19 protein-coding genes and 1 pseudogene are annotated in these 20027 nt (G+C 73.9%); 7 read left to right on the top strand and 13 right to left on the bottom strand.

The features are described from left to right. Nucleotides 1–23: 23 nt before the first annotated feature. Complete coding sequence (locus IF73_RS0107315; protein WP_031004707.1) at nucleotides 24–827, top strand: SGNH/GDSL hydrolase family protein; 804 nt, start codon at nucleotides 24–26, stop codon at nucleotides 825–827. On the opposite strand, the gene IF73_RS0107320 is transcribed toward IF73_RS0107315, so the two are convergent. The 5 genes from IF73_RS0107320 to IF73_RS0107340 are packed head-to-tail and all read right to left on the bottom strand — an operon-like array spanning nucleotide 814 to nucleotide 5969. After that, nucleotides 814–1692 (bottom strand): STM4011 family radical SAM protein, encoded by an 879-nt coding sequence (locus IF73_RS0107320; protein WP_031004708.1) that lies wholly within the window; start codon nucleotides 1690–1692, stop codon nucleotides 814–816. The two genes, IF73_RS0107315 and IF73_RS0107320, sit on opposite strands and share 14 nt — an antisense overlap. 8 nt (nucleotides 1693–1700) lie before the next feature. Next, the gene (locus IF73_RS0107325; protein WP_031004710.1) at nucleotides 1701–3038 is read right to left on the bottom strand and encodes an STM4012 family radical SAM protein; all 1338 of its coding nucleotides are present in this window, start codon (nucleotides 3036–3038) and stop codon (nucleotides 1701–1703) included. Next, nucleotides 3035–3856 (bottom strand): STM4013/SEN3800 family hydrolase, encoded by an 822-nt coding sequence (locus IF73_RS0107330; RefSeq protein WP_031004712.1) that lies wholly within the window; start codon nucleotides 3854–3856, stop codon nucleotides 3035–3037. Before IF73_RS0107330 ends, IF73_RS0107325 begins: the two co-directional genes overlap by 4 nt. Before the next feature lie 11 nt (nucleotides 3857–3867). Beyond that, nucleotides 3868–5013 (bottom strand): STM4014 family protein, encoded by a 1146-nt coding sequence (locus IF73_RS0107335; RefSeq protein WP_051716594.1) that lies wholly within the window; start codon nucleotides 5011–5013, stop codon nucleotides 3868–3870. Then, nucleotides 5010–5969 carry an STM4015 family protein gene (locus IF73_RS0107340; protein ID WP_031004716.1) on the bottom strand — a complete coding sequence of 320 codons (960 nt, stop codon included), beginning with the start codon at nucleotides 5967–5969 and terminating at the stop codon, nucleotides 5010–5012. Before IF73_RS0107340 ends, IF73_RS0107335 begins: the two co-directional genes overlap by 4 nt. A 233-nt stretch (nucleotides 5970–6202) precedes the next feature. Between IF73_RS0107340 and IF73_RS0107345 the strand changes: the two genes are divergently transcribed. The 3 genes from IF73_RS0107345 (at nucleotide 6203) to IF73_RS0107355 (ending at nucleotide 8529) form a co-directional block, all read left to right on the top strand. Continuing rightward, nucleotides 6203–6529 (top strand): hypothetical protein, encoded by a 327-nt coding sequence (locus IF73_RS0107345; protein ID WP_031004718.1) that lies wholly within the window; start codon nucleotides 6203–6205, stop codon nucleotides 6527–6529. Between the two features lie 37 nt (nucleotides 6530–6566). Further along, complete coding sequence (locus tag IF73_RS0107350) at nucleotides 6567–7589, top strand: DUF6745 domain-containing protein (protein ID WP_031004720.1); 1023 nt, start codon at nucleotides 6567–6569, stop codon at nucleotides 7587–7589. A gap of 169 nt (nucleotides 7590–7758) precedes the next feature. Next, the gene (locus IF73_RS0107355) at nucleotides 7759–8529 is read left to right on the top strand and encodes an SIMPL domain-containing protein (protein WP_031004722.1); all 771 of its coding nucleotides are present in this window, start codon (nucleotides 7759–7761) and stop codon (nucleotides 8527–8529) included. On the opposite strand, the gene IF73_RS0107360 is transcribed toward IF73_RS0107355, so the two are convergent. Beyond that, nucleotides 8514–9134, bottom strand: a complete 621-nt coding sequence (locus IF73_RS0107360) for a TetR/AcrR family transcriptional regulator (protein WP_199806623.1) — start codon at nucleotides 9132–9134, stop codon at nucleotides 8514–8516. The genes IF73_RS0107355 and IF73_RS0107360 overlap by 16 nt on opposite strands. A gap of 65 nt (nucleotides 9135–9199) precedes the next feature. Further along, nucleotides 9200–10378 carry a Glu/Leu/Phe/Val dehydrogenase dimerization domain-containing protein gene (locus IF73_RS0107365; RefSeq protein WP_031004727.1) on the bottom strand — a complete coding sequence of 393 codons (1179 nt, stop codon included), beginning with the start codon at nucleotides 10376–10378 and terminating at the stop codon, nucleotides 9200–9202. A gap of 120 nt (nucleotides 10379–10498) precedes the next feature. Here IF73_RS0107365 and IF73_RS0107370 point away from each other — a divergent pair, with 120 nt between their 5' ends. Further along, a complete protein-coding gene (locus IF73_RS0107370; RefSeq protein ID WP_037878459.1) occupies nucleotides 10499–11740 on the top strand; it encodes an MBL fold metallo-hydrolase in 1242 nt (413 codons plus the stop codon). 266 nt (nucleotides 11741–12006) lie between these two features. Here the strand turns inward: IF73_RS0107370 and IF73_RS41895 are convergent. Further along, a pseudogene (locus IF73_RS41895) lies at nucleotides 12007–12252 on the bottom strand (IS5/IS1182 family transposase); the annotation flags it as partial. 81 nt (nucleotides 12253–12333) lie between these two features. Next, nucleotides 12334–12516 (bottom strand): hypothetical protein, encoded by a 183-nt coding sequence (locus tag IF73_RS40310; RefSeq protein WP_107049206.1) that lies wholly within the window; start codon nucleotides 12514–12516, stop codon nucleotides 12334–12336. Nucleotides 12517–12724: 208 nt separating this feature from the next. On the opposite strand from IF73_RS40310, the gene IF73_RS0107380 reads away from it, so the two are divergent. Next, nucleotides 12725–14563: an APC family permease gene (locus IF73_RS0107380; protein ID WP_031004731.1), complete on the top strand. Its 1839-nt coding sequence runs from the start codon at nucleotides 12725–12727 to the stop codon at nucleotides 14561–14563. 114 nt (nucleotides 14564–14677) lie between these two features. Here IF73_RS0107380 and IF73_RS0107385 read toward each other — a convergent pair whose 3' ends face one another. Beyond that, nucleotides 14678–16633: an APC family permease gene (locus tag IF73_RS0107385; protein ID WP_031004733.1), complete on the bottom strand. Its 1956-nt coding sequence runs from the start codon at nucleotides 16631–16633 to the stop codon at nucleotides 14678–14680. Between the two features lie 202 nt (nucleotides 16634–16835). On the opposite strand from IF73_RS0107385, the gene IF73_RS0107390 reads away from it, so the two are divergent. Continuing rightward, nucleotides 16836–17636: a DUF4118 domain-containing protein gene (locus IF73_RS0107390; protein WP_051716595.1), complete on the top strand. Its 801-nt coding sequence runs from the start codon at nucleotides 16836–16838 to the stop codon at nucleotides 17634–17636. Here the strand turns inward: IF73_RS0107390 and IF73_RS0107395 are convergent. The 3 genes from IF73_RS0107395 to IF73_RS0107405 form a co-directional block, all read right to left on the bottom strand. Next, entirely contained in the window at nucleotides 17580–18116 is a 537-nt protein-coding gene (locus tag IF73_RS0107395; protein ID WP_051716596.1) for a hypothetical protein, read from the bottom strand. The genes IF73_RS0107390 and IF73_RS0107395 overlap by 57 nt on opposite strands. A gap of 54 nt (nucleotides 18117–18170) precedes the next feature. Next, nucleotides 18171–18959 carry a GNAT family N-acetyltransferase gene (locus IF73_RS0107400; protein WP_051716597.1) on the bottom strand — a complete coding sequence of 263 codons (789 nt, stop codon included), beginning with the start codon at nucleotides 18957–18959 and terminating at the stop codon, nucleotides 18171–18173. A gap of 173 nt (nucleotides 18960–19132) precedes the next feature. Further along, the gene (locus IF73_RS0107405; protein WP_031004741.1) at nucleotides 19133–19942 is read right to left on the bottom strand and encodes an SDR family NAD(P)-dependent oxidoreductase; all 810 of its coding nucleotides are present in this window, start codon (nucleotides 19940–19942) and stop codon (nucleotides 19133–19135) included. Nucleotides 19943–20027 lie beyond the last annotated feature (85 nt).

Below are 20027 nucleotides of genomic sequence, written 5' to 3' on the forward strand. Positions count from 1 at the left end.
CCGAAAAGGAAGGATGTCCTTCCGTGGCAGACGATTCGAGAGAAACAGGCAAGCAGGCGTTCGGTTCGTTCGGGTCGTACGCGGCGATCGGTGACAGCTTCACGGAGGGCGTCGGAGACCCCGGCCCCGACGGGACCTACGTCGGCTGGGCGGACCGCTTCGCGGTGCTCCTCGCCGACCAGCTGCCGGACCCCGAGGACTTCCGCTACGCCAACCTGGCCGTCCGCGGGCGCCTCCTCGACCAGATCGTGGAGGAGCAGGTCCCCCGGGCGAAGGAGCTCGCCCCCGACCTGGTGACCTTCTGCGCCGGCGGCAACGACATCATCCGCCCCGGCACCGACCCCGACGACGTCGCCGAGCGCTTCGAGCGGGCCGTGCGCGACCTCACCTCCGCGGTCGGCACCGTCATGGTCACCACCGGCTTCGACACCCGCGACGTGCCCGTGCTCAGGCACCTGCGCGGCAAGATCGCCACGTACACCGCCCACGTCCGGGCCATCGCCGACCGCTACGACTGCCCGGTCCTCGACCTGTGGTCGCTGAAATCGGTCCAGGACCGGCGCGCCTGGGACGACGACCGGCTGCACCTCTCTCCCGAGGGGCACACCCGGGTCGCGCTGCGCGCCGCCCAGGTCCTCGGCGTGCCGGTGCCCGCCGACCCCGACCAGGAGTGGCCGCCGCTGCCCGCCCGCGGCCCGCTGGAGGTCCGCCGGGACGACATCCTCTGGGCGCGCGAGTACCTGGTGCCGTGGATCGGCCGGCGGCTGCGCGGCGAGAGCTCCGGTGACCACGTCGAGGCGAAGCGCCCCGACCTCATGCCCCTGTAGCTCGTGCCCCTGTAGCTCGTGGACCGCCGGCGGGGATCCGCTCCAGGACCCCGCCGGCGAAGACGTCGTACAGCGGCAGCGTCTCCAGGTGGACGTAGCCGATGTGGCAGTCGCACACGGCGAGGGGGCAGGCCCGCGGCCGCAGCGCGGCCCGGTACGAGCCGTCGTACAGGTTGCCCAGCTCCGCCGGGACGAAGTGGCAGCGCCGCACCGTCCCGGCGCCGTCCACCGACACCACCGACTCGCCGGTCCGGCAGGGCAGCCCCGCCGAGCGATGCGGATGCCGGCTGTAGCCGAAGAGCGGGTCGATGCCCGTCCACGCCGCCGCCTCCGCGTCGGTGTACGCGTGCCCCTCGGCGGCGTTCACCCACAGATAGACGTGGTCCGGCAGCGCCGCCCGCAGCCGCAGCGCCTCCCCGTGGTGCTCGGGCAGCCCCACCACGCCCACGCTGAACCGGACGCCGCGGGCCGCCAGGTCCAGCGCCTTGCCGAGGAAGCGGTCGTACGGGGTCTGGCCCGGGTGGTACGTGCACCACAGGGCCAGCGTGCCGAGGTCGGCCTCGTCGAGCCAGGACGTCCGGCAGCTCAGATTGGTCTGGATGGCCACCCGCTCCACGTGCGGCAGCCGCGACAGCTCGACCATGGCCCGCCGGTACCACGAGCGGACCAGACCCTCGCCCCACGGGGTGAAGAGGATCCGCAGACGGTCCCCGGCCTGCCCGGCCGCCCAGCCGGTGAACCGCTCCAGCGCCGCCCGGTCCGCCCGCAGCGTCTCCGGGCTGTCCCGCCGCTTGGCGAACGGACAGTACGGGCAGTCGTAGTCGCAGGAGGCGAGCGGCCCGCGGTACAGCAGCGTCAGGTCCACGCCCGCCCCTACTTCGGCTCGTACGCGGCCATCGCGGCCCGTACGGCGGGGGAGAACAGCTCGGGACCGAGGCCGTCCGAGTGCGCGAGCCCCTCCGCCGACAGCCGCAGCAGCCCGTCCGGCGCCGACCCGTCCAGCCAGCCGTACCCGGCGAACCGCTCCAGCTCGGCACCGAAGTCCTCGTACGCCCCCGACCCGAACCGCTCCTCGTACCCGGCGAGCTCCATGCCCTGGGCCTGGAGCAGCGACTGGAGCAGGTGGCGGCGGCGCGCCTCCGCGCCGTCCACCCAGCGGCCCACCTGGGCCCGGGAGAAGTCCGCGGTCTCCGTGTAGGCGTCGATGATCGAGCGGATCTCCCGCATGTCCACCGCGTAGTCGAAGGAGTAGTGCAGCGCCGCGGTGTACGAGCGGGCGCCGCAGCCCAGGCCGATCATGCCGTCCGTCTGGCAGGCGTGGTCGTCGGGTCCGGACGGGGCCGCGCCGGCCCGCCGGAACATCCGCATCGACACCTGCTCGTAGCCCTCCGCGAGGAGGTGGTCGCGGCCCTGCCGGTAGAGCCGCAGCCGCCGCTCGTCCCACTCCCGGTCCGACTCGGCGGGGGCCGAGCGGCCGAGCCCGGTCAGCGGGCGCACGTACAGCGGGTACAGGTACAGCTCCTCGGGCCGCCAGGCGAGCGCCGCGTCCAGCGAGTACCGCCAGGACTCCTCGGTCTGCCCGTCGATCCCGTAGATCAGGTCGATGTTGAGCACCGGCACGCCGGTGTCCCGGATCCGGCCGAGCGCCGCCTCCACGTCCGCGCGGCGCTGCGGGCGGACCGCGGCCCGCGCCTCGGCGTCCACGAAGCTCTGCACGCCGATGCTGAGCCGGGTCGCGCCGCGCGCGGCGAGCACCGCGAGCCGGTCCGCGGTGGCGGTGGCCGGCGAGGTCTCGACGGAGAGCGGCACCGCCCGCAGGTCCGCCCCCATGCGGTGCTCGGCGATGTCGCAGAGCCGCTCCAGCTCGGCGGCGGTCAGGAAGGTGGGGGTGCCGCCGCCGAACGCCGCCGTCGCGAACCGCACCGGCGCCGTGTCGCCCAGCGCCTCCCGGACCGCCACGGCCTGCCGGTCGAGCGCGTCGAGATAGCGGGTCGTCAGCTCGTCCGGGGCGCCGATCCGGGTGAAGAGGTTGCAGAAGCCGCAGCGGACCTCACAGAAGGGGATGTGCGCGTAGAGCGACAGGGCGTCCTTCGGCTCGTCCGCCCAGAGCGCGGCCAGCTCCGGCCGCTCGGGCAGCGGCCGGTACGCCGTCTTGTGCGGGTAGGCGTACACGTACGAGCGGTACGGACGCGGGTGCCGGGCGCCGGTCACGCGGCGGCTCCTTCCCGGGGACCGTCCAGCGTGAACTGCGCGTACGGCACCGTCCACACCACCTCGTGGCCGAGCCGGTGGCCCGTGAACCCGTCGTCGCCGTAGGCCGTGCCGTGGTCCGAGCAGACGATCGCGAAGCAGCGGCGGCGGGAGGACATCGCGGCGAACAGGCGCCCGACGTGCCGGTCCACGTACTCCAGCGCCGCCGCGTGGGTGGCCCGGGTGTCGCCGGCCTCGCGGCTCGCGCCCGGCGTGTGGAACCAGTTGGGCTGGTGCAGCGCCGCCACGTTCACGAAGAGGAAGAGCCGGCGGTCCGCCGGGAGCGCGGCCACCACCTCCTCCGCCCTCGCCACCTGCGCCTCGAACGAGGTCGGTGACGCCACCCCGAAGGACGGCTCCCAGTGGCTCTCCTGGAAGAGCCCGGGGAGGACCGAGCCGAGCGGCGGCTGCTTGTTGAAGAAGCCGACACCGCCCACGCACACCGTCCGGTAGCCGTCCGCGGCCAGCGCCGAGACCAGGTCGGGGGCGTCGTATACGTAGGTGCCGTCCGCGGTGGTCTCGCTGCCCGCGAACCGGGCCGCGAAGAGCCGCGGATGCGGGCCCGGCGCGGCCGGCGTCGGCAGGAAACCGGCGAAGATCGCCTGGTGGGAGGCGTAGGTGAAGCTGCCGGGGGCGTGCCGCCGCTCCCAGCGGCCGCCCGGGAGGTGACGCGCCAGGTTCGGGATGCGGCCGGCGGCGGCCAGCTCGGCGGCCACGTCGTACCGGAGGGTGTCCAGGGTGACCAGGAGCAGGTCGTGGCTGCCGACGACCTCGTTCATGTCGGGCTGGTTCACGGGGCGGTGCTCGTTCCTGTGGTGCTGGATGTCGGTGTCCCGGCGGCGTTCAGCAGGTCGGCGACCTGGGCACCGTACGTGTCCAGGCCCTCCGCCCCGCTGCCGGGGAGGCCGGTGAGGCCGGGCAGGAGGTCCCCGAAGGCGTTGACCTCGCCGACCGCGAAGCGGCGCCAGCCGGTGCCGGGCAGCAGGTCCACCCCGACGCAGCGGGTGCCGGGGAAGGCCGCCGCCGCCCGCTCGCAGACGGCGAGGGCGTCCTCCCATCGCCCGCCGGCGGCGGCGATCGCCGCCCGGGCGGCGGCCAGGTCGCCGCGGGCGCCGCCGAGGTGCAGGTTGGTCAGCGGGGAGCGGCTGGTGCGGACCACCGCGTGGGTGGCGCGCCCGCCGGTGACCACCACCCGCAGGTCGGCGGCCCGGCCGCCCTGCACCGCCTTCGGCAGCCAGCGCTCCACGTGCAGTCCGTCCGGGGCGAGCGCGTCGACCAGGGCGCCGACGTCCCGCGCCCCCGTGTAGCGCCGCACCCGCAGCGAGTTGAAGAGCCGTCCGGCCGCGTCCCGCTCGACCGAGGTGGTCGCCTGCACCCGGCCGGCGCCGGCCGTCTCCAGGGCGAGGACCCCGGAGGCGGAGGAGCCGTGGGCCGGCTTCACGAAGACCCGGCGCAGCCCGGCGGCGGCCATCAGCGCGACCAGGTCGTCCCAGCCGCGCACCGGCGCCCCGCCGGGACCCGAGGTCGGCGAGGCCGGCACGGGCACCCCGGCGGCGGCGAGCCGGCCGTGGGTGAGCCGCTTGTCGAAGAGGACCGCCGTCTCCGCCGGATCGTCCACCAGCACCGCGCCGGCCCGCCCGGCCTCGGCCGCGAGCCCGGCGACAGCCGCGGTGAACCGCTCGTACCAGAGCCGGCCGCCCTCCACCCGGGCCGGGTCGTCGGTGTCGCGCAGCAGCCGGTCCACCGCGGGCACCTCCCCGGGCGAGTCGACGCGGACGGTCTCGCCCGCCGCGAGGCGCGCCCGCCCGCGCAGCACGTCGAGCCAGCCGACGGCCCGCGCCCCGGGCAGCCCGGCGGCGCGCAGCGCGTCCTGGAAGAACGCGACGCGCCGCCCCGCCGGGTCGCCGACGACGACGAGGCGCGGACCGGCGGTCATTCGGCGACGGCGACGTAGCGCCAGACGTCCCCGTCGCCGTCGTCCTCGGCCTCCTGCGGGTCGTCCAGGACGACCCGCACCCCGTGCGGGGCGAGCGCGGCCGTCAGCCGCTCCGCCATCGCCTCGGAGAGGTAGTGGTGGCTCAGGTCCAGCTCCCGCAGATGGGTGAGCGGCTGGCCGTCGAGGAGCGCGGCCGCGCCCTCGTCGGTGAGCACGCCCATGCTGAGGTCGAGCCGGTCGAGGCGGGCGACGACCGGGGCGCTCGCCACGGCCGCGGCCACCTGGTCCTCGATCACGCTGTTGCACAGCCCCAGGCTGCGCAGGGCCGGGAACGCCTCGCCGGAGAGCAGCGGCGCCAGGTCGGCGGGGGAGGAGTCGCCGCCGTACTCGTCGGTGCCGAGCCACAGTTCGAGGCGCTCCAGGGCGGGCAGGTCGCTGCCGGCGATGCCGCGCACCACCTCGGCGCGGAGCCCGCCGGTCTCCACGACCAGGGTCTCCAGGCCGGTGTGGCGCATGGACGGGAAGGCGAGCCCGCTGCCGCCGCGCACCCCGAACTCCCGCAGCGCCGGGTAGGCGGCGAGCAGCGGGGTCACGTCGGACTGGACGATCCACGAGATCTCGCAGTCCTCGACGGTCATGTCGCCGAGGAAGACGGCCTCCAGGCCGGTCAGCCGGTCGTTGGCGGCGATGAGGGCGGTGACGATCGCGGCCGAGGACGTGTCGTAGGCGTCCTCCCAGCCGCCGACGACGATCGCGCGGACCCGGTGGGTGTCGACGGTCTTCAGGAAGTCCTCGAAGAGTCCGCCCCACTCCGGGTCGTCGCCGTCGCGGTACGTCGCGCCCGACACCCGCCACGCCACGGCCGCCGCGTCGGGGAGGGCGTCGCCCGCGGAGGCGTCCGCGAAGTCGAGGACGGGGAGGCCGTGGAACTCCTCCAGGTAGGCCCCAATGGTCATGACGGTGCTCCAGACGACGGACGGGTGTGCGGACGGACGGGTGTACGGGCTGACGCCTGTTCGGGCTGACGCCTGTTCGGGCTGACGCCTGTACGGACTGACGGCAAGAGTTCTACCAAGTCCCACCGACAGCCGGGGGCGGCGGGGGCCCGGACCGGACGCGTTGTCAGTGGCGGCCTCTAGCGTCGTTCTCGTGTTCGGGCACCGGGCTCCGGACGGGAAAGGGGAGAGGCATGTACCGGCAGGGGGACGTGCTGATCGTGCCCGTCGACGAGCGGGCCGTGCCCGCCCGGGCGAAGGACGCGCGGGGCGAGCCGAGGGACGGCCGGGGACGGCTCGTGCTCGCCTTCGGCGAGGTCACCGGACACGCCCACGCGATACCGGGGCCCGGCCGGCTGGTGCGGGAGCCGGGGCCGTACGGCCCGTTCCTGCTCGAACTGCCCGAGGGCGGGCGGCTGGTGCACGAGGAGCACGCGCCGATCGTGCTGCCGAAGGGCTGGTACCGGGTGGTGCGGCAGCGGGAGTACGTGCCGGGCGCGTACCGGATCGTGGCGGACTGAGGACGAGGGGACGGAAGGCGACGTGGGGGACGGAACGATGAACGACGGTGACGTGTACGAGAAGTGGCGGGCCGTCGCGGCCGCCACCGGGCCCGCCGACCGGGCCGCCGCCGAGGACGGCATCCGGCTGGCCTACGAGTGCGCCGCGCTGCCCGCGCCGGAGCGGGTGGTCTGGGCGGAGTCGCCGCTCGCCGGGGTCGAGCTGGTCGCCGGCCTCGCCGACCGCGGACGCTCGGTGCGCGAGGAGGTGCGGACCCTGCCCTGGGCCGAGGAGCGGCGCCGGCTCCACGACGCGCTCGGCCCGGCCGGCTGGACGGCGCACTGGCAGGCCACCGGCGCCCGGCTCTGGGAGCCGACGCGGGCGCTCGCCGAGCGGGTCAGGGCCGCGGTCCTGGACGTGCTCGGCGACCGGGAGGAGCCCGGCGCGCTCACCGGGCTCGCCGGCCGCGAGCTGCTGTACGACGCGGTGCTCGGCCAGCAGGACGCCGCCTGGCTCGCCGCCTTCGACGGCCACGGCACCCGGCTCGCCGGGCTCGCCGCCGTCGCCGGGCAGGCCGGCTGGTGGTGGCCGTACGAGAAGGTCGCCGTCGTCTGCGAGCGCCCGGTCGAGCTGCACCGGGACGAGGCCGGCCGGCTCGACCGCGGCGACGGCCCCGCCCTCGCCCACCGGGACGGCTTCGCCCTCCACGCCTGGCGCGGCATGCCGGTCACGCCCGGCTTCCTCGCCGGGCTCGCGGACCTCGACCCGGAGCGGATCCGCGCGGAGGAGAACGCCGAACTCCGCCGCGTGATGCTGGAGTTCTACGGCTACGAGCGCTACCTGGCCGACTCCGGGGCCCGTCCCGAAGGGCGCGACGAGACGGGCGTGCTGTGGCGGATCGAGCTGGCCGACGACGAGGACGTCGTCATGGTGGAGGTGGTCAACTCGACGCCCGAACCGGACGGCAGCCACCGCACCTACTGGCTCCGCGTGCCGCCCACCACCCGGACCGCCCGCGAGGGCGTCGCCTGGACCTTCGGCCTCGGTGCGGAGGTGTACGAGCCGTACGTGCAGACCTGAACCGCCCGGCCGCTGGTACGGAGAGGTGAAGGGCGGCGCCGGTCAGGAGTGGCGCCCGGGAGGCGGCGGCCCCGGGTGCTGGGATGTGCCCGCCGGAGCCACCGGCACCCACCCGTCGAAGGGACCGCCCGTGCCGCACCGCCCCGTGACCGCCCTCCCAGGCCGCCCCGTGACCACCCGCCCGGACCGCCGCGTCCGCGCGGCCCGGCTGCTCGCCGCCACCGCCGTCCTCGGCGGGCTCCTCCTGGGCGCGGCCGCGCCCGCCCTGGCCGCCGCGCCCGAGCGCTCCGCACCGCGCGCCGCCGCCCGGTCCGAGACCCCGGCGACGGTCACCGTCACGGGCAGCGGCAGCGCGTCAGCCGCCCCCGACCTGGCGATCCTCTCCGTGGGCGTGGAGGTCACCAAGGCGACGGCGAAGGAGGCGATGGCGGCGCAGACCACCGCCGCGGAGGCGCTCCTCGCGGTCCTCCGCAAGGAGGGCGTCGAGGACCGGGACATCCGCACCGACAGCCTCGCCCTGACCCCCGTCTACACCCAGACGACCGGCGGCGAGTCCAAGGTGACCGGCTACCAGGCGAGCCAGACCTTCTCCGTGAAGGTCCGGGAGATCGACCGGGCCGGCCAGGTCATCGGGGCCGTCAACGGCGCCACCGGGGACACCGGCCGGGTGAACGGCGTCGTCTTCGACGTGGCCGACCCGAAGGAGCTGCGCGCCAAGGCCCGCGAGGCCGCCTACAAGGACGCGTACGAGAAGGCGTCCCAGCACGCCCGGCTGAGCGGCCACCGCCTCGGCCGGCTGGTCTCGCTCAGCGAGGGCGACTCGCTGCGGCCCGGCCACGGGGCGCTGCCGTCCATGCCGGCCGACGAGCCGAGCGTGCCGCTCGCCCCCGGGGAGATCCAGGAGCAGGTCACCGTCTCGGCGGTCTACGAACTGCTCTGAGACCGGGGCGGCGCGGGGAGGCCCAGTTCGCGGGCGAGCGCTTCGTCCGCCCACTGGAGCATCGCCGACCGGGAGAGGCCGCCCGTGGAGACCGTCGTCTGGACGGCGAGGCCGTCCAGGTAGGCGGTCAGCCGCCAGGCGGCACCGGCCGGATCGGGGCAGGGGAACTCGCCCGCGGCGACCCCTTCCTCGATGACCGAGGTCAGCGCCGTCTTCCACGCCCGGTCGAGGGTGACCGCGACCCGGCGCAGCTCCGGGTCGCGCAGCCCGGCCGCCCACGCCTCGATCCACAGCCGCCAGCCCTTGGCCTGCCCGGTCGGGGCGTACCAGCGGACGGCCGCGCGCAGCCGCCGCTCCGCCGAGCCGCGGCGGCCGAGGATCCGGCGCAGCCGTCCGAGGTCCACCTCCGCCGCGTGCGCGAAGGCCGCGGCGACCAGCTGCTCCCTGGTGGAGAAGTGGTAGAGCACCAGCGCGTTGCTGACACCGAGGGAGGCGGCCACGTCGGCGATCCGGACGGCGGCGGCGCCCCGGGCCTCGATCTGCTCGACGGCGGCCCGCAGCAGCTCCTCGCGCCGCTCGGCCACGCTCAACCGCACTCTCGCCACGCCGGGCAGCCTACACAGCACATGCCGGAGTCATGATCGACACGGCGGGCCCGCGAGCGGGCCGCTCAGTACCAGCCGTAGCGCTCCGCGATCACCGGCAGCCGCTCCGCCACCAGGGCGTGCGCCGCCGTGCGGGGGAGGACGCCGTCGGCCTCGGCCCGGTCGAGCACCGTGCCCACCAGGGCCCGCATCGCGCTCCGTACCCGGGCGAACGCCTGCTCCGCGTCCGCCTCGACGTCGCCGAAGAGCGTCCACCACCACCAGGCGTTGGTGCAGGAGTTGACCACCACGTCCGGCAGCACCGTCACCCCGCGCGCGGCGAGCGCCGCCTCGGCGTCCGGGAGCACCGGCATGTTCGCCGCCTCGGCGATCCAGCGGGCGCCGATCCGCCCCTGGTTCGCGGCGTCGATCGCGTACGAGACGGCGGCCGGCACCAGCACCTCCGCGTCGACCGCGAGCCAGGCGTCCCCGGCCTCCTCCCGGTCGCCCGGGCGCAGCGCCGCCCGGTCCACGGTGCCGTGCCCGTCCCGGGCCGCGATCAGCGCCTCGACGTCGAGCCCGCCGGGGTTCACGACCGTGCCGCGCACGTCGGCGACCGCGACCACCGTCAGCCCGGCCCGGGCGAGGAAACGGGCGGTCGCCGCGCCCATGGTGCCGAAGCCCTGCACGGAGACCCGGGTGCCCGCGTGGGGCCGTCCGGCCCGGTCCAGCGCGACCAGCACCGACTCGGCCACCCCGAGCCCGCCGACCAGCGCGTCCAGGCCGATGCCCTCGACCTCGACGGCGAAGGCGTCCGCGAGCCGCTTCCGGGCCGCCGCCTCGTCCTCCAGGAGCGGGAAGACGGCCTGCACCGAGGAGTCGAGCCCGGCCTCGGCCATCGCCCGGTCCACCGTCTCCTGGCTGAGCCCCAGGTCCTCCCCGGTGGTCCAGAACCGCTCCACGTACGGCCGCATCGCCCGCAGGTAGCGGACCAGCACGCCGTACGCCTCGGGGGAGCGCGGATCGCAGTCGATGCCGCCCTTGGCGCCGCCCAGCGGCACGTACCGCGCGGACGGGTCGTAGTGCAGCGCCTCCTTCATGGTCATCCCCCGGGCCAGCCCGGCGACCTCCTCGGCGGTGCACCCCTCCCGCATCCGCAGCCCGCCGCTGGCGACGCCCCTGACCAGCCGGTCGACGACCAGATGGCCGCGGCGGCCGGTGACGTGGTCGGTCCAGGTGAGGGAGAGCAGCGGGCCGGCGGTCATGGGACTCCTCGTCTCGGGCGGGGCGGGTTACTGAACGCCGGTTCAGTATGACCGAGAGGCCCTGCCCGTCCCCGGCCCGGCCGCCCATAATGGAACGACCCCCATCGATCAGGAGGACCTGTGACCGGTACCGGCTCCGACCGTCCGCTGCGGGACCGGCTGCGCGCCCTGCGTCCCGAGTCCTTCGGCGCCGAGCCCACGGGGGAGCGGCTGGCCCGCATCCGCCGCTCGCCGCACTTCGCCGACGGCGTCTTCCAGAACCCCGAGGAGGCCCGCCGCGGCCCCTCCGGTTCCACGACGGACCTGATGAAGATCTACTTCGAGAAGGAGGCGCGTGCCCGCCGCGCCCCGAACGGGGTGATCCCCGTCCACCCGACGACCGTGGCGGACCTCGCCCGCCCCGCCGCCACCGGCCTGCGGATCACCTGGCTGGGCCACTCCAGCGTGCTCGCCGAGATCGACGGCGTACGGATCCTCTTCGACCCGGTCTGGGGAGAGCGCTGCTCGCCCTTCTCCTTCGTCGGCCCCCGCCGGCTCCACCCGGCGCCCGCGCCGCTGGCCGCGCTCGGCCCGGTCGACGTCGTCGTGATCTCCCACGACCACTACGACCACCTCGACCTGCCGACGATCAAGGCGCTGGCCGGCACGGACACCCTCTTCGCCGTCCCGCTCGGCGTCGGCGCCCACCTGGAGCACTGGGGCGTCCCCGCCTCCCGTCTGCGCGAGCTGGACTGGCACGAGTCCACCGAGGTCGGCGACGTCACCCTCACCGCCACCCCGGCCCGCCACTTCTGCGGCCGAGCGATCCGCAACCGGCAGCACACCCTCTGGGCCTCCTGGTCCGTCCGCGGCCCGCGCCACCGCGTCTTCCACAGCGGCGACACCGGCTACTTCCAGGGCTTCAAGGACATCGGCGCGGCCCACGGCCCCTTCGACGTGACGATGATCCAGATCGGCGCGTACGCCGAGTTCTGGCCCAAGAACCACACGGACTATACGCCGATGCCCGGGGCCTGGCCAGACATTCACATGTCGCCCGCGAAGGGGGTGCAGGCCCACCTTGACCTGCAGGGAGGTGGTCCGGGCGGTGTGATGCTGCCGATCCACTGGGCGACCTTCAACCTGGCTCCGCATGCGTGGGCGGAGCCTGGGGAGTGGACGAAGGACGCGGCGGAGGAGGCGGGGCAGGCGGTGGCGTTCCCCCGGCCCGGCGAGCCGTTCGAGCCGGCGGGAAAGCTGCCTGCGGATGCTTGGTGGCGAGGGGTGTCTCAGCCGATCGCTCATCCATGGCGTCGGCCGAAGCAGGCGTCGACTCCTCTCGATGCGTCCGAGCGTGATCTAGACCTGGCGGGTGATCGATGACGTCGAGCGAGGACGAGCTGGGCAGGGTCGTGGCCCTGCTGGCTCGTCTCTCGGGCGAGGAACGTGATCGTGTGGTGCGCGTGCTCGACGGTCCGTCCCGACGGGAGCCTTCGGCGAGTACGCCGCGGTTCGTGCCTCTGCCGTCCCGACAGGGTTTGCCCTCGGTTACTGTGCGGACACGATTCGTGGAGGGCTGAGCCCGCAGACGGAGCGATCTGGGTGGTCTTCGCCGCGCTGTCGGTGGCAGAGCCTCTGCGTGTGGTCTCGGGCTGGAGGGCTAGCATCGACCCCAGGTGGTCGATGATGCGGTCTGCTGCCGACTTGGGCACCCCGAATACCGGAGCGAGCTGCCGAACGGCCAGCCTCGCGCGCTAGCAGGACGCGATAAGCACCGCCCGGTCCAGCAGCGGAAGACTTCACGGGACGGCCTTGTGAACTGCATTGGCCCCCCCGCACCGCGGCGTGGTCACCATCCCCAACTGGTGTGTGCTCAGCCTGGCGAGCGGGGCTATCCATCTCGATGCTGATGCGGAGGACGTCCTCGGCCATGAGGTAGTCGCTGTCGGCGATTCAGGGGGCCGTGATGTTGGCGGTCACGGGCGGTAGACCAGTTCCAGGATGACGGCTGCGATGAGTTGCCACGCGCCGACGGCGAGCAGCCACATGCTGTCGAGGGCCAGCCCGACGGCGCTCGTGAGGGATGCGCCGACGAAGAGCGTGCGGGAGAGGCGGCGCACGCGGTGGTCGGAGGGCAGGCGTCCGTCATGTGGGCTCATGGGGCGCACTGTAGGTCTGCGGTCGGGCAGGACTGCCGATGCCCGGGAAGTCTTCACACCACCCTGATGCCCCCGTGCTGTGCGGAGGCGGGCGTCAAGGAGTTGTCAGGAGAAGGAGGAGCGGCGCCAAGAACGCGCCAGGAAGGGCGGACAGGGCCGGGAGGCGGGCGGAAGCTGAGCGGAGCCCGATCCGAAGGAGTCCGTCCGCATGACCACCGTGACCGCTGAGAAGGGCGCCGTACCCGGCGCCGAGGAACCGCCCGATACCGGCGCGCGGCACAAGCTGACCGCCGTCACCGGGCTCGCGGCCCTGTCCCTGGACGCGATGGCATCGGTGGCGTACGGGCCCGAGGCCATCGTGCTGGTCCTCGCGGCCGCCGGCGGGTACGGGCTGGGGTTCACGCTGCCGGTGACGCTCGCCATCGCGGGGCTGCTCGCGGTGCTGGTCGCCTCGTACCGGCAGGTCATCGCCGCGTTCCCGGACGGCGGTGGTTCCTACGCCGTGGCGAAGGCGCACCTGGGGCGGCGTACGAGCCTGGTCGCGGCCGGTTCGCTGGTCCTCGACTACGTCCTCAACGTGGCCGTCGCCGTCACCGCCGGCGTGGCCGCGCTGACGTCCGCCTTCCCGGGCCTGTACGGCGACCGGCTGGTGATCTGCCTCGGTGTCCTGGTGCTCATCACGGCCGTCAACCTGCGCGGGATCGTCGACTCGGCCCGCGCCTTCATCGTCCCCACCGCCGTCTTCGTCGGAGCGATCCTCGTCGTGATCGCCGTCGGCCTGTTCCGCGACGCGCCCGTCTCCACCGCGGCCTCCGACGGGCACACCTCCGTCCTCGCCGACAACGCCACCACCGTCGGCGCTCTGCTCCTCCTCAAGGCGTTCGCCTCCGGCTGCTCCGCGCTGACCGGTGTGGAGGCGATAGCCAACGCGGTGCCGTCCTTCCGGGCACCGGCCGCCCGCCGTGCGATGCGGGCGGAGGTCGCGCTGGGCGCGCTGCTCGGCGTGATGCTGATCGGCCTGTCCGTCCTGATCTCCCGCTTCGGCCTCCAGCCGGTGGAGGGCGTCACCGTCCTCGCCCAGCTCACCGACGCCTCCCTCGGCCACAACGGGGCCTTCTACGTCGTCCAGTTCGCCACCATGGTGCTGCTGGCCCTCTCGGCGAACACGTCCTTCGGAGGTCTGCCCGTCCTGCTGAAGCTGCTGGCCCGTGACAACTACGCACCGCACGTCTTCGGCCTGAAGGCGGACCGGCAAGTGCACCGGCACGGCGTCGTGTGGCTCGCCGTGGTGTCGGCGGCGCTGCTGCTCTTCTCCGGCGGCGACACGAACACCCTGGTGCCGCTCTTCGCGATCGGCGTCTTCGTCGGATTCACGATCGCCCAGACCGGCATGGTCCTGCACTGGAGGGCCACCCGGCAGTGGGGCAGGGCCTTCCTCAACGGCCTCGGCGCCGTCCTGACCGGTGTCTCCGCGATCGTCGTCACCGCCACCAAGTTCCACGACGGGGCCTGGCTGATCGTGATCGCCCTGCCCGCACTCGTCCTCGCCTTCGAGACCGTCCACCGCGCATACGGGCGGATCGGTGAGCGCCTCGGCGTGGGCAGGATCCCTGAGCCGCCGCACCGTGAGCGCTCCCTGGTCCTGGTCCCCGTCTCCTCGCTCACCCGGCTCACCAGCGAGGCCCTCACCACCGCCGTCTCCCTCGGCGACGAGGTCCGCGCCGTGACCGTCTGCCATCCGGACCCCGAGGACCTGGCTGCCACCGAGGCCCTGGAGCGGGACTGGGCCCTGTGGAACCCGGGCGTCCAGCTCGTCCGGCTCCCTTTCGAACGCCGCTCGCTCGGCCGGCCCATCAGCGCCTACGTGCGCGCACTGCGCGACGCCGACTCCGCAACCCGTGTCACCGTCCTCATCCCTGAGGCCGAGCCCGAGAGCCTGTGGCAGCGGCTGCTGCAGAACCAGCGCGGCGCCGTCGTCGCCCATGCCGTACGCCGGGACACCGACGCCGTGATCTGCCGACTGAGGTTCCGGCTCCGGGATCGCTAGCCGGCTGGATCGTGTCCGCCATGCCTCCGACGCGGACATGCCGCCGGATGTGGACCCCGCCGCCACGGGTTTCACGACCGGCCGCTTCACCAGGGCCGATGGGCGGCCGCCCGGTCAGCCGACGTGGACGCGCGGGCGGCGGTCGCGGTCGGACTCGGCCTCGCGGAGGATCTCGCGGGTGACAGGGGCGATCTCGCCCTGACCGAAGAGGAAGAAGCGCAGGAAGTTGGCGAACGGATTGCCCTCGGTCCACTCGAAGTAGACGTGCGGACGGACGCCGGTCATGTCCCGGGCGTGGAGCAGGAGGGCCGCGAGGGCGTTGGGGACCGACGAGGACTCGACGGTGAGCACGCGGTAGCGGCCGTGCATGACCTCGCCGCGGACGGTGAGGCCGGCCTCGAACTCGGAGGGGTCGGTGACGGTGACCTCGATGAAGACGAAGTCCTCGGTGCCGGGCAGGTCGTTGTCGGCGCGGATCTGGTCCTTCTTCGACCGGTACTCTTCCGCGTCGCGATTGTCCGGCTCGTTGGCGATGAAGCGCGGGGTCCGGCTGGCGACGTCGCGGATGAACCGCTCGGCCATGTCGTCGAGCTCGACGTGGGTGACCCGCAGCTCGAAGGCGCGGCCGAGCCGGGAGAGCAGCGAGATCAGGATGATGCCGGCGATGAAGCAGGCGCCGATCTTCACGCCGTCCGGGCGTTCGATGACGTTGACGACCGTCGTGTAGAGGAAGACGACGGAGATCATCCCGAACCCGATCGTCCAGCCGCGCTGCCCTGCCTTGCGGGCCGCGATGGTCACCGCGATGGCTGCCGAGCAGATGAGCACCAGGACGCCGGTGGCGTAGGCGCCGCCCTGGGCGTCGACGTCGGCGTCGAAGATCCACGTCACCAGGAAGGCGACCAGGGTGAAGACGATCACCATCGGGCGGACGGCCCGCGCCCAGTGCGGAGCCATGCCGTACTTCGGCAGGTAGCGCGGCATCAGGTTGAGCAGGCCCGCCATGGCGGAGGCGCCCGCGAACCACAGGATGAGGATGGTCGAGACGTCGTAGACGGTGCCGAAGGCGTTGCCGAGGTACTCGTGGGCGAGGTAGGCGAGCGCGCGGCCGTTGGCCTTGCCGCCGGACTCGAACTCCTCGTGCGGGATGAGCACGGTGGTGATGAAGCTGGTGCAGATCAGGAAGACGCTCATGATCAGCGCGGCGGTCGTCAGGAGCTTCTTGGTGTCCCGGATCCGGCCGGCGGGCCGCTCCTCGGTGTCGCCCGGGTCGCCCTTGACGTGCGGCATGACGGCGACGCCGGTCTCGAAGCCGGACAGGCCGAGGGCGAGCTTGGGGAAGACGATCAGCGCGACGCCGATCATGACGAAGACGTTGCCGTGCTCCTGGGTCAGGGCGGCCGTCCAGTCGGTGACGACGTGGCCTTCGGTGATCACCTGCCACAGCCCCGTGACCACGACGACGGCGTTCAGCGCGAGATAGATCCCGACGAGGGCGACGGCGACGCCGATCGCCTCCAGGAAGCCCTTGAGGAAGACCGCGCCGAGCAGCGCGATCAGGATCATCGTGATGATCACCTGCTTGTCGTGGAGCGCCGACTCCAGGTGCGGGTTCTCCACGAGGTGGGTGGAGGCGTCGGCCGCCGACAGGGTGATGGTGATGAGGAAGTCGGTGGCGGCGAAGCCGAGCAGGGTGAGGACGAAGAGCTTGCCCTTCCAGAAGGACAGCAGGCGCGACAGCATCGCGATCGAGCCCTCGCCGTGCGGGGACTCCTCCGCCACCCGCCGGTAGACCGGCAGGGCACCCGCCAGCGTCACGATCACCAGGACGATCGTCGCGATGGGGGAGAGGAGGCCGGCGGCCAGGGCGGCGATGCCGGGCTGGTAGCCGAGGGTGGAGAAGTAGTCGACGCCGGTCAGGCACATCACGCGCCACCAGGGCTGCCCCTTGTGTCCGGCGTCCGGGGCCGTCTCCTTCGGGCGGGAGGGTTTGCCCTTGCCCATGTCGGACAGCCCTTCCAGCATCCACGCGCGCAGCCTGCTGCCGCGCGTCTCGTCCGTGGTGGCCATGGGGGTGCTCCTGGGGTCTGCTCGAGGAAGGGATTCCGGCCGCTGGTCGCGCGGCCGAGCCAGCGTAAGCAGCGGGTGAGAGGGTCCACCCGTCGAGCGCGTCAGGGAAGCGTCAAGATCCGCCGGTCGGGCGTCACCTTCCTCACACCGGGCGCAGCCTTGAGGCGTACCCGGCGTATGGGGGCCACCGAGGAGGCCGACGATGCGTATGCCGTTCCGGGACGTGGCCGCCGTGGCGGCCGCGGTCATCGCGCCCTTCCTGGTGGCGCTAGCGTTGCTGCCGGTCCGTGCGAGCGTCGCTCCCACCAACCTCGCGTTGGTGCTGGTCGTCGTGGTCGTCGCCGTCTCGGCGCTGGGGAACCGGTGGGCCGGCGCCCTTGCCGCGGTGTCGGCGGTGGCCTGGTTCGACTTCTTCCACACCGAGCCGTACCAGAGCTTCGATATCCGGGACCGGGCTGACGTCGAGACGGCGCTCCTGCTGCTTGTCGTCGGTCTGCTCGTGTCCCAGCTCGCCGCCCGGGCCCGCGTGATGCGGTCGGTCGCGGGCACGGACGCGGAGCACCTGGAGCGTCTGCACCGCACGATCCGCCTGGCGCGCTCGGGCGGCGGCACGAAGGCCGAGCTGATCGACCGGGTGCGGCGGGACCTGGCGGAGGTGCTGGAGCTGCGGGAGTGCCGGTTCACCCGCGACGCGGAGACCGTCGGTTCTCCGCCGCCCAGACTGCAGACGGACGGGTCGGTGCGGGTGGAGGGCTGGATCTGGGACCTGGAGCGTCAGGGGTGGCCGGACGGGGAGACCGAGCTGCCGGCGGTGGCGGGCGGCATGGTGCGGGGCCGGTTTCTGCTGACACCCACTCCCGGAGCCGTACCGGTCCCGGTGGAGGCGCGGCTCGTCGCCGTCGACCTGGCGGGACTCGCCGCGGTCGCGCTCGAAGCCTGGGGGCCGCTAGTCCAGACCGGAGACCCTGAGGACGGTGCGGGCCGTCTCGGAATGGACGTGTAGGGCGAGCCGCGCGAGGTCGGCCGTGCCGTGATCCAGGGTGCCGTGTGCGCGGGACGTGCGTGCGTCCGCTTCGACGCGGAGCCACAGGGCCGGGTTGGTGAGGAGGACGCGGAGGTCGACCTCGGCCCGGGTGCCGTCCTCGTCCCGCAGCGCGAGGCGCCCGGCGGTGTCCGCGGGCCAGACGACCGCCACGAGCCGGTCGGTGCGCACGGTCCTCGTGGTCCACAGGCCCTGGACCATCAGCCGGCCTGGCGCGGCGCTCACCCGGGTGGGCAGCAGGATGACCAGCAGGAGCACGCACAGGGTGATGCAGCCCAGGACTCCCCACAAGGTCAGGCCGTGCGGGGTTCCCGCATCGACGACCAGCGCGACGCCGAGCAGGAGACCCGAGCAGAGCAGGGCGGCCCGGGCCTCACCGGGCCATCCGGCGTCGTGCAGCACGTCGGCGGCGGGGCGGGGTGGGGGGAGCGGTGGCTGCATGGCGCTGACGCTAGGGCCGGGCACCCCGTGTGCGTGGTGTGGGCTACGCGCTGTTTACGCGGCGGCCCGCAGATTTGACGTGCCGCTGACGGCGGTGTGCGGGCCGGTGGTGTGGTGCACGTACTCGCGGTGGAGTCGGAACCCGGAGGTCCAGGCGAGCAGACGGCTCGCCCGGTTCTCGCGGGAGCAGCTCCAGGTGGCGGTCCGGCCGCGGGCGGTGATGTCGGCGGTCAGGCCAGCGACGCAGGCGAGGGCGAGGTGCTGCCGTCGCTCGGCGGGGTCGGTGGCGCAGGCCACGTCCTCGTACCGGCTGCCCGTGAAGCGGGAGCAGGCCACGGCCAGGACCCGTTCCTTGCGGAAGGCGGCCCAGCCGTGCCCGGAACGGGCGAGGCCGTCGGGACCGCCCCAGGTGGCGAAGGGCCGCCCGAGGGAGAGACCGGCTGCGGCGAGTGCCGGGCCGTCCTCCGCGCACAGGCGCCGGACCGTCGTCCCGTGGGGGACCCGCGTCGCGGCCGCCTCCGCCTGTTGTACGTAGAGCATGCGGTCCCACGGGTGCAGGAGGTCGAAGGCGGCGGCGAGCACGGGCAGGAAGCGGGGGGACGCCTCGACGCAGTGGCCGGCCAGCGGGGCGAGATCGGAGGGGGCGAGGGCGGTGGGGTCGCCGGCCAGGAGGGCGTGGCGGCCGCTGGCGACGGCGATGACGCGGGGGTGGACGACCCGGTCGGTCCACCAGGTGCCGTGGCCGGTGGCGAGGACGTGCTCGGCCAGGGTCGCCGTGCCGGGCGCGCCGGTGGGGAAGGCCCGCGCGGCGGAGGGCGGCTGATGGGCGGGGTGGGGGATCACGGGAACCTCCGGGAGTACGGGGAGCGGGGCGGCCCGCCGTCGTGGTGCGGGCCGCCCCGTGGTGGGAACGGCGGGAGAGGGTCAGCTCTGGCCGGCCTTGCGGCCGTGGTTCGCCTTCTTCTTGCGGCGGGCCTTCTTCTTGCGGGCGCGCTTCGACATGTCCGGTGCCCCCTTCAGGCGTTCTGGCCGACGAGGAGGTCGGCGAGCTTGGTGAGGCGCTTGACGCTGCGTTCCTCCAGGGCGATCGGTGCCGGGGTGACGCGCTGGTCGCGGTCGTAGTAGGCGCCGTTGACGATCTCGGTGGCCGGGTCGCAGAGGCGCACGACATGGGCGGCGCCCTCGGCCGGGGCGACGCCCTCGTGCGCGTAGAGGGGGAGGAGGCTGGTGGTACAGATGCCGGGGTGGACGGAGACGGCGGTCACCCGGGGATCGGCGGCGAAGACGGTGAGGGCCAGCTGGGACTGGGCGTAGGCGGCGAGGCGGGAGTAGCGGCGGACGCGGTTGGGGTCGTTCCACTGGATGGAGCCGGTGCGGTGGAGCACGGAGGAGACGTTGACGACCCGGCCGCCGGGGTCGCTGGTGAGGGCGGGTTCGAGGAGGTGGGTGAGGAGGTAGTGGGCGAGGAAGTTGACCTGGAAGGCGATCTCGTTGCCGTCGGCGGTGACGGTGTGGCGTTCGGGTGCGGCCATGCCGGCGTTGTTGACGAGCACGTCGAGGCGCGGGTGCTCGGCCAGGACGCGGTGCGCGAGGCGCTCGACCTCCTCCAGGCGGGTGAAGTCCGCGCCGAGCGGGTGCAGGCGGGCCTCGTCGATGTCGGCCAGGGTGATGAGCCGGTCGGTGGCGGCGTGCGCCTCCTCGGCGGTGCGGCCGTGGACGAGGACGGTGGCGCCGCGCTCGGCGAGGAGCCGGGCGGTCTGGTGGCCGATGCCGGAGGTGGCGCCGGTCACCAGGACGGTGCGGGAGGAAAGGTCGGAAACGGACATGACTGGTCAGTCCCTTACGGGTTTCGAAGGTGTTCGGGTACGGAGAAGGGGCGCCGGACGCGAGAGGTCACGACGCCCCCGTGGC

Origin of the sequence: Streptomyces sp. NRRL F-5727, from assembly GCF_000719555.1 — a bacterium.
In the GTDB taxonomy this organism is placed as follows: domain Bacteria; phylum Actinomycetota; class Actinomycetes; order Streptomycetales; family Streptomycetaceae; genus Streptomyces.

Coding starts and splice junctions, on each gene's coding strand:
- IF73_RS0107330 (WP_031004712.1), bottom strand. CDS start 3,856: ATGAACGAGGTCGTCGGCAGCCACGACCTGCTCCTGGTCACCCTGGAC.
- IF73_RS0107335 (WP_051716594.1), bottom strand. CDS start 5,013: ATGACCGCCGGTCCGCGCCTCGTCGTCGTCGGCGACCCGGCGGGGCGG.
- IF73_RS0107340 (WP_031004716.1), bottom strand. CDS start 5,969: ATGACCATTGGGGCCTACCTGGAGGAGTTCCACGGCCTCCCCGTCCTC.
- IF73_RS0107345 (WP_031004718.1), top strand. CDS start 6,203: ATGTACCGGCAGGGGGACGTGCTGATCGTGCCCGTCGACGAGCGGGCC.
- IF73_RS0107350 (WP_031004720.1), top strand. CDS start 6,567: ATGAACGACGGTGACGTGTACGAGAAGTGGCGGGCCGTCGCGGCCGCC.
- IF73_RS0107365 (WP_031004727.1), bottom strand. CDS start 10,378: ATGACCGCCGGCCCGCTGCTCTCCCTCACCTGGACCGACCACGTCACC.
- IF73_RS40310 (WP_107049206.1), bottom strand. CDS start 12,516: ATGAGCCCACATGACGGACGCCTGCCCTCCGACCACCGCGTGCGCCGC.
- IF73_RS0107380 (WP_031004731.1), top strand. CDS start 12,725: ATGACCACCGTGACCGCTGAGAAGGGCGCCGTACCCGGCGCCGAGGAA.
- IF73_RS0107385 (WP_031004733.1), bottom strand. CDS start 16,633: ATGGCCACCACGGACGAGACGCGCGGCAGCAGGCTGCGCGCGTGGATG.
- IF73_RS0107390 (WP_051716595.1), top strand. CDS start 16,836: ATGCGTATGCCGTTCCGGGACGTGGCCGCCGTGGCGGCCGCGGTCATC.
- IF73_RS0107395 (WP_051716596.1), bottom strand. CDS start 18,116: ATGCAGCCACCGCTCCCCCCACCCCGCCCCGCCGCCGACGTGCTGCAC.
- IF73_RS0107405 (WP_031004741.1), bottom strand. CDS start 19,942: ATGTCCGTTTCCGACCTTTCCTCCCGCACCGTCCTGGTGACCGGCGCC.